This window comes from Pseudomonas extremorientalis (genome assembly GCF_024584605.1).
Taxonomy (GTDB): domain Bacteria; phylum Pseudomonadota; class Gammaproteobacteria; order Pseudomonadales; family Pseudomonadaceae; genus Aquipseudomonas; species Aquipseudomonas extremorientalis.
Genome location: NZ_CP089519.1, coordinates 5,989,275 through 6,001,319 on the forward strand (window position 1 = coordinate 5,989,275; position 12,045 = coordinate 6,001,319).

Below are 12,045 nucleotides of genomic sequence, written 5' to 3' on the forward strand. Positions count from 1 at the left end.
GTCATGACCCCTTCTTCCGACCTGTTCACCCCCGCCTTCGGCCTCGGCAACCCCCACCTGCAAACACTGTGGGGGCCGCTGTGGCGCCCTACCACCCACATCGAACGCCAACGCGAACGCCTGTGGCTGGAAGACGGCGACTTCCTCGACCTCGATTGGCATGGCCCCCATGACGCGCAAGCACCGTTGGTGCTGGTACTGCATGGGTTGACCGGTTCCTCCAATTCGCCCTACGTGGCCGGTCTGCAAAAAGCCCTGGCTGCGCAAGGCTGGGCCAGCGCGGCGCTGAATTGGCGTGGCTGCTCGGGCGAACCAAACCTGTTGGCGCGCAGCTATCACTCCGGCGCCAGCGAAGACCTGGCCGCGGCGATTGCCCATCTGCGCGCCAAGCGACCGCTGGCGCCGCTGTATGCGGTGGGTTATTCACTGGGCGGCAATGTGCTGCTCAAGCATTTGGGCGAAACCGGCGAAGCATCAGGGCTGCAAGGCGCGGCGGCGGTATCGGTGCCGTTTCGCCTGGACCAGTGCGCGGATCGCATCGGCCTGGGATTCTCGCGGGTTTATCAGAAGCATTTCATGCGGGAAATGCTGGCCTATATCCGCGTCAAGCAACGGCGCTTTCTAGAGGATGGTCGTGCGGAGGGGTTGAAGACGCTTGAGGCCCTGGGTTCATTGGAAAAGATGCGCACGTTCTGGGACTTCGACGGCCGGGTCACCGCGCCGCTGCACGGTTTCCTGAACGCCGAGGACTATTACCGCCGCGCCTCCAGTCGCTATTACCTGGGCAATATCCGCACGCCGACCCTGATCATCCAGGCCGCCGATGACCCATTTGTGTTTGCCCACAGCCTGCCCGAGGCCAGTGAGCTGTCGGACTGCACCGAATTCGAATTGCTGGCCAAGGGCGGGCATGTCGGTTTTGTCGATGGAACACTGAAGCGCCCCGGTTATTACCTGGAGCGCCGTATTCCGGCCTGGTTGCTCAGTCGCCGGTAGCGATGGCCCGCGCCGGATCGGTGATCCACTCGCTCCACGACCCTGCATACAACTTGCCCAACGGGTAACCGGCCAGACTCAGGGCAAACAGATTGTGGCACGCCGTCACCCCTGAACCGCAGTACGCCACCAGTTCATCCGGCGAGCGACCTTGCAGTTGGGCGGCGAAGCGTTGCTTGAGTTGGTCTGCCGGCAGGAAGCGGCCATCAGCACCCAGGTTTTCGTTGAACACCGCGCACTGCGCCCCAGGGATGTGCCCGGCCACCGGGTCGATCGGCTCGACTTCACCGCGAAAGCGCGGCTGTGCACGGGCGTCGAGCAAGGTCAGGCCGGGTTGGCCCAGACGTTTTTGCAGGTGTTCGGCATCCAGCACCAGGCGATTATCTGGCGTACCAACGAAGGCGCCCGGCTCAACCACCGGCGCGTCCAGGCTCAGCGGGAAACCCGCCGCATGCCAGGCTTTGAGGCCACCATCCAGAATAAACACGCCATCGCGCTTGCCCAGCCACGCCAACAACCACCAGGCCCGTGCGGCATAGGCACCGGGGCCGTCGTCATACAGCACGATATCGGTGTCGGCGTTGATCCCCCAGGCACGCAATTGCTCGGCGAAGGTATCTGCGGCCGGCAACGGATGGCGACCGGTCACGCCCTTTATCACCGGCCCACTGAGGTGGCGTTCCAGGTCAGCGTACTGCGCGCCCTCGATATGCCCTTCGGCATAGCTGCAGAGCCCGTAGTCAGGGTCTTCCAGGGCAAAACGGCAATCGAGGATCACCAACCCGCCGGCCTTCTGGCGCTCGGCCAATTGCTGGGGGCTGATCAGTTGGGCAAGCGGCATGACGGACTCCTATGAACAGATTCGGGAAAGGTCCTACTTCACTTCTTCCAATGCCTGATTCAACGGCACGTAAAATTCTTTGAACAACGCATCCACGGCCTCCTTCGCCTGGGGCGTGACAAACCCCGCCTCCAGCACCAGCACCTGATACACCCCGCGCTTGATCGCCTCGGCGCTCAGGTGGGCGGAGTTTTCATTGGTGGTGCACAGAAAGCGCACCCAGGAGGTGAGGATGATCCAGGCATTGAGGGTCAGGGCTTCGGTTTGCACCGGGTCCATATTGAGGATGCCAGCGTCGACAAACCCTTGGTAAATGGCGCCGCCCTGGGTCAGGCAGCGCTGGGAAAAGCGCCGGTAGCCGGTGGCCAGTTCCGGGTCGCTTTCCAGCAGATGTTCGAGGTCGCGGTGCAGGAAACGGTAGCGCCACATACCGGCCAGCACGGCCTGCAGGTAGAAGCGCTTGTCTTCGACGGTGACGGCGCGGCCTTGGGGTGGGCGCAGGAAACTGTCCACCAGGGCTTCGTATTCACGAAACAGCACGGCGATGATCGCCTGCTTGTTGGGGAAGTGGTAGTACAGGTTGCCCGGCGAAATTTCCATGTGGGCGGCAATGTGGTTGGTGCTCACACTGCGCTCGCCCTGCTGGTTAAAAAGCTCCAGGCTGGTTTGCACAATGCGCTCGCTGGTCTTTACTCGTGGTGCCATAGGGGATCAGCTTCTGTACACGTGATAAGGCATCTTACGGCCTATCCTTGCACGGATAAAACCGGATGTTGCTGCAATGTTATTTGACAATTTAGAGTAATGACTCTAAAAATTCAGGCAGACCTATAACAATCGGGAACGCCGCCATGTCTGCCAACGTTGCCTACCTGCAAGAATCCCAGGCACTGGACTCACTCCAGCGCCTGTTCGACACCCAGCGTCGTGCCTACGCCGCCAACCCGATGCCATCGGCCGCGCAGCGCCAGCAATGGCTCAAGGCTCTGCGCGACCTGCTCAGCGACGAGCGCCAGGCACTGATCAACGCGATCAGCCAGGACTTCAGCCACCGCAGTGCCGACGAAACCCTGTTCGCCGAACTGATGCCCAGCCTGCATGGCATTCACTATGCCAGCAAACACCTCAAGGGTTGGATGAAACCATCCCGGCGCGCTGTAGGCATTGCCTTCCAACCGGCCTCGGCCAAAGTCATCTATCAACCGTTGGGCGTAGTTGGCGTGATCGTGCCCTGGAATTACCCGCTGTACCTGGCCATGGGTCCGCTGGTCGGCGCGTTGGCGGCGGGCAACCGGGTGATGCTCAAGCTCAGTGAGTCCACCCCCGCCACTGGCGAGTTGCTCAAGGTGCTGCTGACGAAAATCTTCCCCGAAGACCTGGTGTGCGTAGTGCTTGGCGAAGCCGAGGTGGGCATGGCGTTTTCCAAGCTGCCCTTCGACCACCTGCTGTTCACCGGCGCCACCAGCATCGGCAAGCATGTGATGCGTGCGGCGGCCGAACACCTCACACCGGTCACCCTGGAGTTGGGCGGCAAGTCGCCGGCCATCGTGTCTGCGGATGTACCACTCAAGGACGCCGCCGAACGCATCGCCTTCGGCAAGGCGTTGAACGCCGGCCAAACCTGTGTCGCGCCCGACTATGTATTGGTGCCGGAAGACCGCGTCGACGGCTTCGTCGAGGCCTACACCCAGGCCGTTCGCGGATTTTATCCGACCCTGGCCGACAACCCGGACTACACCGCCATCATCAACGAACGACAGCTGGCCCGGCTGAATGCCTACGTCAAGGACGCCACCGACAAGGGCGCCACCCTGATCCCGCTGTATGACCAGGGCCAGGCGCGGCGCATGGCCCACAGCCTGTTGCTGAATGTCAGCGATAACATGACCGTGATGCAGGACGAGATCTTCGGCCCGGTGCTGCCGATCGTGCCGTATCGCGGTATCGACCAGGCCTTTGCCTACATCAACCAACGTCCTCGCCCACTTGCCCTGTACTACTTCGGTTACAACAAGCGCGAACAGGACCGCGTGCTCCACGAAACCCATTCCGGCGGCGTATGCCTGAACGACACGCTGCTGCATGTGGCCCAGGACGACATGCCCTTTGGCGGCATCGGCCCGTCGGGTATGGGCCACTATCACGGGCATGAAGGCTTCCTGACGTTCAGCAAAGCCAAGGGGGTGCTGGTGAAACAGCGCCTTAACGCGGCGAAGCTGATCTACCCGCCCTACGGCAAAGCCATCCAGACGTTGATCCAGAAGCTGTTCGTTCGCTGAAACCGCCACCCACGGGATAACAATAACAATGAACCCTAGCCTGACTGATTCACCCGCGTTGTCGCGGCGCGGCGTCTTGAAGATTGGCCTGTGCGCCAGCGCCTTCCTGGCTACCGCCGGGTTGGGCGCCAGCCTCAGCGGTTGCTCCAGCAGCACGCCGGCCAGCGGTTTTGCCATGCTGCGCAGCAGTGACTTGCCGTTCCTGCGCGCGGTCATCCCGGTGCTGCTCGAAGGCGTGGCCAGCGCCCAGGAAGTTGCCAGCGGGATTGAAGACACCCTCAAGAAGCTCGACTTCAGCCTGCAACACCTGTCGCCGGAGATGTTCAAGCTTACCCAGCAACTGTTCGACGTATTGGGCATGGGCGTCACCCGTGGACCGTTGACCGGAATCTGGGGCAGTTGGGAAAACGCCAGCGGCGAGCAGATCCGCAACTTCCTGCACCGTTGGGAAAACAGCTACCTGAACCTGCTGCGCATGGGCCAGGGCTCGCTGCTCAAGCTGGTGATCATGGCCTGGTATTTCCAGCCGGCGTCCTGGGCGCATTGCGGTTACCCCGGCCCGCCGAAGATTTGATTCGCCGCCCTCCCATAAAAACAAGAGACGACCCTGATGCCCGTACCCGACCTGTTCCGCGACGGCATGGCCCGTGGCTGGAAAACCCACAATGGCGCCACCCTCGATAACGACCTGACCCTGGAAGCCGATGTGGTGATCATCGGCAGCGGTGCCGGCGGCGGCACCACTGCCGAAATCCTCAGTGCCGCCGGCTACAAGGTGCTGCTGATCGAAGAAGGCCCGCTCAAGACCAGCAGCGACTTCAAGCTACTGGAGGACGAGGCCTACACCAGCCTGTACCAGGAGGGCATCGGTCGCATGAGCAAGGACGGCGCTATCACCATCCTGCAGGGCCGAGCCGTGGGCGGCACTACGCTGATCAACTGGACGTCCAGCTTCCGCACCCCGGACGCCACCCTCGCTCACTGGGCCAGCGAGTACGCCGTAAAGGGCCACAGCAGCGCCGAAATGGCGCCCTGGTTCGAAAAAATGGAACAACGCCTGGGCATCGCGCCCTGGGCCCTGCCCCCCAACCCCAACAACGATGTGATCCGCAAAGGCTGCGAAAAGCTCGGTTACAGCTGGCATGTGATCCCGCGCAATGTGCGCGGCTGCTTCAACCTGGGCTATTGCGGGATGGGCTGCCCGGTCAACGCCAAGCAATCGATGCTGGTGACCACCATCCCGTCCACCCTGGAAAAAGGCGGCGAGCTGTTGTACCTGGCCCGCGCCGAGCGCCTCAAATACAGCGGCGACACCATCAGTAGCCTGGAATGTATGGCAATGGACGAGCGTTGCGTGGCGCCTACCGGACGCAAGATCACTGTGAAGGCCAAACATTACGTGCTCTCGGGCGGCGGCATCAACAGCCCCGCGCTGCTGATGCGCTCGGACGCGCCCGACCCGCACTCGCGGCTGGGCAAACGCACGTTCCTGCACTTGGTGAACTTCTCCGCCGGGCTGTTCGACGAGGTGATCAACCCGTTCTACGGCGCGCCGCAGTCGATCTATTCCGACCATTTCCAGTGGCAGGACGGCACCACGGGGAAAATGTCGTACAAGCTGGAGGCGCCGCCCTTGCACCCGGCGCTGGCCAGCACCCTGCTCGGCGGTTACGGCACCCAGAACGCCCTGGACATGAGCCAATTGCCCAACACCCACGCGATGCTGGCGCTGCTGCGCGACGGCTTCCACCCCGACAGCCCGGGCGGCAGCGTGGAGCTACGTGGCGATGGCACGCCGGTGCTCGACTACCAGGTGTCGGACTACGCCTGGAATGGCTTGCGTCGTGCCTTCCACAGCATGGCCGAGATCCAGTTCGCGGCGGGCGCCAAGTCGGTCAAGCCGCTGCATCACGATGCCCGCTACGTAAAAACCCTGGGCGAAGCGCGCACGCTGATTGAAGGCCTCAATCTGGAACTGCATCGCACCTGCCTGGGCAGCGCCCATGTGATGGGCGGTTGCGCCATGGGCGAAGACCCGAAAAATGCAGTGGCCGACAGCCTGGGTCGCCATCATCAGTTGCGCAACCTGTCGATCCACGATGGCTCTCTATTCCCCACCAGCATTGGGGCCAACCCACAATTATCGGTGTACGGTTTGACCGCCCAACTGGCGACAGCCTTGGCCGAACGTCTGAAAACAGCGTGAAAAAACACGGTATTCGCCGTGTCTATAGTGCTTTCTTCTGCATAAGTTGACTTTCCCGACCGGGACGGCTGCGATACCATCCGGTTCCCCAACGGACTCCGCCAGGACGACGCGATGAACCGAGTGTTGTACCCAGGTACCTTCGACCCGATTACCAAAGGCCATGGCGATCTGGTCGAACGTGCCTCACGCTTGTTCGACCATGTGATCATCGCGGTCGCGGCCAGCCCCAAGAAAAACCCGCTGTTTCCCCTGGAACAGCGCGTGGAGTTGGCGCGTGAGGTCACCAAACACCTGCCCAATGTGGAAGTCGTGGGCTTTTCCACACTGTTGGCGCATTTCGCCAAAGAGCAGAACGCCAATGTGTTCCTGCGCGGCCTGCGTGCGGTGTCGGACTTCGAGTACGAGTTCCAGTTGGCCAACATGAACCGCCAACTGGCGCCGGACGTGGAAAGCCTGTTCCTCACACCGTCGGAACGCTATTCGTTCATTTCCTCGACGTTGGTCCGTGAAATTGCCGCTTTGGGCGGAGATATCACCAAGTTCGTGCACCCGGCCGTGGCGGATGCACTGACCCTGCGCTTCAAGAAATAAGCCCCCAATCGGCGCCTGCTCGCACTGCGGGCGCCAATGCGGCACAATTGCGCGCATTAGTTTTCAGATGCCTTGGCGGACGGCCCTGGCAGGAGTTTCCATGTCCCTGATCATCACCGACGATTGCATCAACTGCGACGTCTGCGAACCCGAGTGCCCGAACGCCGCAATTTCCCAGGGCGAAGAGATCTACGTGATCGACCCCAACCTGTGCACCCAGTGCGTCGGCCACTACGACGAGCCTCAGTGCCAGCAAGTGTGCCCGGTGGATTGCATCCCGCTGGATGAAGCCCATCCAGAGACGCAAGAGCAACTGATGGAGAAGTACCGCAAGATTACCGGTAAGGCCTGACCCACCTTTAGCGCCTGTCATGACCTCATCGGGGGCAAGCCCCCTCCCACATTTGGATTGCGAACACTTTCACTGTGGGAGGGGGCTTGCCCCCGATGGCAATATCAGCAATCACCCATCAATCAGCTCTGGCACTTAGGGCAAAACACACTTGCGCGCTGTCCCAGCACCACATTGCGCAATTCGCTGCCGCAGACCTTGCACGCCTCGCCGCCCCGGCCATAGACGAACAGTTCCTGCTGGAAATACCCCGGCTGCCCGTCGCCGCCGATAAAGTCGCGCAACGTGGTGCCGCCACGCTCGATGGCCGCCGCCAACACGCGCTTGATCTCGATCGCCAGCTTCAAATAACGCGCTCGCGAAATACCACCCGCCTCACGACGCGGATCGATCCCCGCCGCAAACAGCGCTTCCGTCGCGTAGATATTGCCCACACCCACCACCACCGCGTTGTCCATGATGAACGGCTTCACCGCCATCGACCGCCCACGGGACAGCTGGAACAGACGCTCGCCGTCAAACAGGTCGGTCAGCGGCTCCGGCCCCAGTCGGATCAGCAGTTCATGGTTGTGCGGGTCCTGGCTCCAGAGCATCGCGCCAAAACGCCGAGGATCGGTGTAACGCAGGGCCAGGCCGGATTCGAGCTCGATATCCACATGTTCATGCTTGGCCGCCGGCATGCCAGCCTCTACCAGACGCAGGTTGCCCGACATGCCGAGGTGGCTGATCAAGGTGCCCACTTCGGCATTGATCAACAGGTACTTGGCCCGCCGCTCCACCAGCACGATGCGCTGCCCGGACAGGCGCACATCGAGGTCTTCCGGGATCGGCCAGCGCAGGCGCCGTTCACGCACCACCACGCGGCTGACCCGCTGGCCTTCCAGGTGGGGCGCAATCCCGCGCCGGGTGGTTTCGACTTCTGGTAACTCGGGCATAGGTGCCTCTTTAAGGAAGGATCAGTGGGCGCCCAGTTCGCGGATCGACAATTTCATACTCTCGAAGTCGTAGTCCGACAGTCCCACGTAATCCAGCACCAGGTGGCCGATGGCATTCCATTCATGGTCCACCGTCTGGCTGCCCAGTACACGGTAGGACGAGCAGATATGCTCGGCCATTTTCAGGATCGCCAGCAGGTTCTTGAGCTGCGGAGTGCGCGACGACTCATCGCTGAAGATCGCCAAGGCGTTGTGGTGGTTGGCGATGGCGTCGGTCACATGCTGCGGCAGGCGCCAGGATTTGGCGGTGTAGTAGCCGACCACCGCATGGTTGGTGTTGAACGCGTTGTTCTCGGTGTCGACCACGCGGCAATCGGGGCCGGCATTGGCATACGCCTGCTCCAGCACCGCCATGTAGTTGGGGAAGCGCTTGAGCATCAGCGGCACGCCACAGTCATGGAACAGGCCCAGGGCATAGGCCTCGTCCACCGCCTGGGCGCCGGTGCGCTTGGCCAGGGTGAGGCAGGTCATGGCCACATCCTGGGCGGTGTCCCAGAAGCGGTTGAGGGTGACGATGGTGTCGTCGCTCATCTCGCCCTTGATCGACAACGCGTTGATCAGATTGATGATCGAACGGCTGCCCAACAGGTTCACTGCGCGCTGGATCGACGCGATCTTGTTGCTCAGGCCGTAATAAGACGAGTTGACGATCTTCAGCAGTGCGCCCGACAGGCCCGGGTCCTGGGAGATCAGCCGCGCGATCACTTCCAGGTCCGGATCGGGCATGTATTGCTCCATCTGCAAATCCACCATGATTTGCGGCTGGGGCGGCACGCTGATGCCCTGCAGGGCCTGTTGGATCTGTTCGGCGGAAAGCTCTTGGGACATAAGTACATACTCTGGGCTAGACGGGGATTCTAACCTCTAAGCAAACCTGACCGACACCCAAATGCCCGATTGAAACCGGACTAAATGTGGGAGTGGGCTTGCTGCCGATGGCATCACCGCCGTACGTCAGATACACCGCGCCGCCTGCATCGCGGGCAAGCCCATGCCCACATGAAGCGCGCCGCAACAGGTATACTTCCGCTCTTTTTTCCGGAGCGACGTCATGTCCCTGCCAAGCCTGCGTCTCAAAGCCAACGCCGATCGTCGTTTGCGCAACGGCCACCTGTGGGTCTACAGCAACGAAATCGACGTGGCCGCCACCCCACTCCACGGCTTCCAGGCGGGTGACCAGGCCATCCTCGAAGCGGCCGGCGGCAAGACCCTGGGCATCGTGGCCATGAGCCCGAACAACCTGATCTGCGCCCGCCTGCTGTCGCGCGACATCAAGTTGCCGCTGGACAAGTCGCTGCTGGTGCACCGCCTCAACGTCGCCCTGTCCCTGCGCGACCGCCTGTTCGACAAGCCGTTCTACCGCCTGGTCTACGGCGACTCCGACCTGCTGCCAGGCCTGGTCGTCGACCGTTTCGGCGACATCCTGGTGGTGCAGATCGCCTCGGCGACCATGGAAGCCCATAAAGAAGACGTGATCGCTGCCTTGACACAGGTGCTCAAGCCAAGCGGCATCCTGTTCAAGAACGACTCCGCCGCGCGCGATGCCGAAGGCCTCAACCGCTACGTCGAAACCGTGTTCGGCCTGGTGCCGGAGTGGGTGGCGCTGGAAGAAAACGGCGTGAAATTCGAAGCCCCGGTAATCCAGGGCCAGAAAACCGGCTGGTTCTACGACCACCGCATGAACCGCGCCCGCCTGGCCCCGTATGCCAAGGGCAAGCGCGTGCTGGACCTGTACAGCTACATCGGTGGCTGGGGCGTGCAGGCCGCGGCCTTCGGCGCCAGTGAAGTGTTCTGCGTCGACGCCTCCGCCTTCGCCCTCGACGGCGTGGAGCGCAACGCCGCGCTGAACGGCGTTGCCGAGAAGATGACCTGCATCGAAGGCGACGTGTTCGAAGCCCTCAAAGAGCTGAAAGCCAGCGAAGAACGCTTCGATGTGATCGTCGCCGACCCACCGGCCTTCATCAAACGCAAAAAAGACATGAAGAACGGCGAAGGCGCCTACCGCCGCCTCAACGAGCAAGCCATGCGCCTGCTCAGCAAGGACGGCATCCTGGTCAGCGCGTCGTGCTCCATGCACTTGCCGGAAGATGACCTGCAAAACATCCTGCTGACCAGCGCCCGTCACCTGGACCGCAATATCCAGATGCTGGAGCGTGGTGGCCAGGGTCCGGATCATCCGGTGCATCCGGCGATTGCCGAGACGCGGTATATCAAGAGCATTACGTGCCGGTTGTTGCCGAATAGCTAAAGCCAAGCACAGATAAAAATGTGGGAGGGGGCTTGCCCCCGATAGCCGTGTGTCAGCCAGCTAATATGGGGCTGACACTACGCAATCGGGGGCAAGCCCCCTCCCACATTTGTTTTGTGGTTGCCGTAAACGCTTTTCCTACCCAAGCAAGCCACGTCAATTCAGGAAGTTTCTCTCAACGCTTTTGATTGAATTCCACTTTTCGCAGACTAGTATTCGTTTCTGGTTTTATTCCGGAAAACAAAAACAATGTCTGGGCCCTACCTCTCCCGCTTCATCCTCATTACCTGCATTTCATTGATCAGCTTCTTTCCGATCAATATTCTCCTGCCCTCATTCCCTGCCCTGGCGGCCCGATTCGACACGCCAAGCGCAGAGGTTGCGCTGTCCATCAGCCTGTTCACCCTGGTCTTTTCCATCTCCCAACTGATCGCCGGCCCACTGTCGGACAAATGGGGCCGCAAGGAAGTCCTGCTGGGCTGCATCACGTTGTCGATCCTGGGTGCGATCGGTTGCGCGATGGCAACGGACTACCTGACCTTCCTGCTGTTTCGCTCTGTCCAGGCCCTGGGCTGCGGCTTTTTTGTATTAGGCCACGCACTGGTGGAAGACCTGTTCGAGGAGCAGGACCGCGCTCGAGTGCGCCTTTACTACATGACCCTGAGCGGTTCATTCGTCGCGCTGTCGCCGTTGATCGGCTCCTGGCTGCAAACCACCTTCGACTGGCAAGGCAGCTTTTATGGGTTCGCCGTGATGGCACTGGGCATGTTGATCCATGCCCTCTGCATCCTGCCGTCCAAGTCCGCCAGCCCGCGCCGCACGCCGGTGTCGATCATCGGCACGCTGAAAGCCGTCGCCCGCAATCGCGACTTCCTGCGCTACTGGTGGATCGCCGCATTGGTATTCGCGTGTTATTTCGCCTTGATCAGCGTGACACCGCTGATTTTCATGGATGCGCTGAAGCTCTCCGAATACCAGTACGCGCTGGTGCTGATGGTGTACGGCGTGGCCTATCTACTGGGCGGCGTTGCAGCCTCGTACCTGCAAAAGCGCATTGTGATGTCCCGGCAAATCAATATCGGCCTGGGGCTGCTACTCGTCGCTGGCGTGCTGTTGACGCTGATCGTCAGCCTGGACGCCATCACCACTGTGACGTTGCTCATCCCAATGTTAATCAGCGCCCTGGCCGTGACGCTGGTTCGCCCGGCGGCGATTTCTGCGGCGATGCTGCTGTTCTCAAGCAGCGCGGGCACTGCTGCCTCGGCGGGGAACAGCATCATGTTCCTGACCGCCGCCATCAGCAGTGCCGCCCTGGCGCAGACCGGATCCAACCTATTGATGAGCATCGCCCTGAGCTTCATCGTCTTCAGCCTGTGGGGCTGGCTGACCAATGCCAGAACCGGACGCTGACCCGCCCGCACGTCCCGTAGCCGCTATCTTCACGGTTTCGGTCATTCCCTCCCGCCGCCAGCGGTGTAGAATCGGCCTATTCATCGCCAGTCATCCCCCGGCGGGTTTATGAGCTCGAGGCCCA

The 12,045-nt window shown here is 61.5% G+C and carries 12 protein-coding genes; 8 read left to right on the top strand and 4 right to left on the bottom strand.

Annotated elements, in window-relative coordinates; all coding sequences use genetic code 11:
* Window positions 1-3: 3 nt before the first annotated feature.
* Window positions 4-996: a hydrolase gene (locus tag LUU92_RS27240; RefSeq protein ID WP_257102894.1), complete on the top strand. Its 993-nt coding sequence runs from the start codon at window positions 4-6 to the stop codon at window positions 994-996.
* Here the strand turns inward: LUU92_RS27240 and LUU92_RS27245 are convergent.
* Together LUU92_RS27245 and LUU92_RS27250 are read right to left on the bottom strand one after the other, a co-directional pair.
* Complete coding sequence (locus LUU92_RS27245) at window positions 983-1,837, bottom strand: sulfurtransferase (protein WP_257102895.1); 855 nt, start codon at window positions 1,835-1,837, stop codon at window positions 983-985. The two genes, LUU92_RS27240 and LUU92_RS27245, sit on opposite strands and share 14 nt — an antisense overlap.
* A gap of 33 nt (window positions 1,838-1,870) precedes the next feature.
* Window positions 1,871-2,542: a TetR/AcrR family transcriptional regulator gene (locus LUU92_RS27250; RefSeq protein WP_016976019.1), complete on the bottom strand. Its 672-nt coding sequence runs from the start codon at window positions 2,540-2,542 to the stop codon at window positions 1,871-1,873.
* 146 nt (window positions 2,543-2,688) lie between these two features.
* On the opposite strand from LUU92_RS27250, the gene LUU92_RS27255 reads away from it, so the two are divergent.
* The 5 genes from LUU92_RS27255 to LUU92_RS27275 all read left to right on the top strand — a co-directional run bounded on the left by LUU92_RS27255 (window position 2,689) and on the right by LUU92_RS27275 (window position 7,268).
* A complete protein-coding gene (locus LUU92_RS27255; RefSeq protein ID WP_257102896.1) occupies window positions 2,689-4,116 on the top strand; it encodes a coniferyl aldehyde dehydrogenase in 1,428 nt (475 codons plus the stop codon).
* Between the two features lie 28 nt (window positions 4,117-4,144).
* The gene (locus tag LUU92_RS27260) at window positions 4,145-4,690 is read left to right on the top strand and encodes a twin-arginine translocation pathway signal protein (protein ID WP_071490388.1); all 546 of its coding nucleotides are present in this window, start codon (window positions 4,145-4,147) and stop codon (window positions 4,688-4,690) included.
* A gap of 36 nt (window positions 4,691-4,726) precedes the next feature.
* Entirely contained in the window at window positions 4,727-6,322 is a 1,596-nt protein-coding gene (locus LUU92_RS27265; RefSeq protein ID WP_222540595.1) for a GMC family oxidoreductase, read from the top strand.
* 114 nt (window positions 6,323-6,436) lie between these two features.
* Window positions 6,437-6,916, top strand: coding sequence for a pantetheine-phosphate adenylyltransferase (coaD, locus tag LUU92_RS27270; protein ID WP_003176711.1), 480 nt, complete (start codon window positions 6,437-6,439; stop codon window positions 6,914-6,916).
* Between the two features lie 100 nt (window positions 6,917-7,016).
* On the top strand, window positions 7,017-7,268 hold the full coding sequence (locus LUU92_RS27275) for a YfhL family 4Fe-4S dicluster ferredoxin (RefSeq protein ID WP_003176712.1): 252 nt from the start codon (window positions 7,017-7,019) through the stop codon (window positions 7,266-7,268).
* A 122-nt stretch (window positions 7,269-7,390) separates the two neighbouring features.
* Here the strand turns inward: LUU92_RS27275 and mutM are convergent, their stop codons facing one another.
* On the bottom strand, window positions 7,391-8,203 hold the full coding sequence (gene mutM, locus LUU92_RS27280) for a bifunctional DNA-formamidopyrimidine glycosylase/DNA-(apurinic or apyrimidinic site) lyase (RefSeq protein WP_071490390.1): 813 nt from the start codon (window positions 8,201-8,203) through the stop codon (window positions 7,391-7,393).
* Window positions 8,204-8,224: 21 nt separating this feature from the next.
* On the bottom strand, window positions 8,225-9,037 hold the full coding sequence (locus LUU92_RS27285; protein ID WP_173668613.1) for an HDOD domain-containing protein: 813 nt from the start codon (window positions 9,035-9,037) through the stop codon (window positions 8,225-8,227).
* A 277-nt stretch (window positions 9,038-9,314) separates the two neighbouring features.
* On the opposite strand from LUU92_RS27285, the gene LUU92_RS27290 reads away from it, so the two are divergent.
* Together LUU92_RS27290 and LUU92_RS27295 are read left to right on the top strand one after the other, a co-directional pair.
* On the top strand, window positions 9,315-10,511 hold the full coding sequence (locus LUU92_RS27290; RefSeq protein WP_071490392.1) for a class I SAM-dependent rRNA methyltransferase: 1,197 nt from the start codon (window positions 9,315-9,317) through the stop codon (window positions 10,509-10,511).
* A gap of 249 nt (window positions 10,512-10,760) precedes the next feature.
* Window positions 10,761-11,921, top strand: coding sequence for an MFS transporter (locus LUU92_RS27295; RefSeq protein ID WP_257102897.1), 1,161 nt, complete (start codon window positions 10,761-10,763; stop codon window positions 11,919-11,921).
* Window positions 11,922-12,045: the final 124 nt, after the last annotated feature.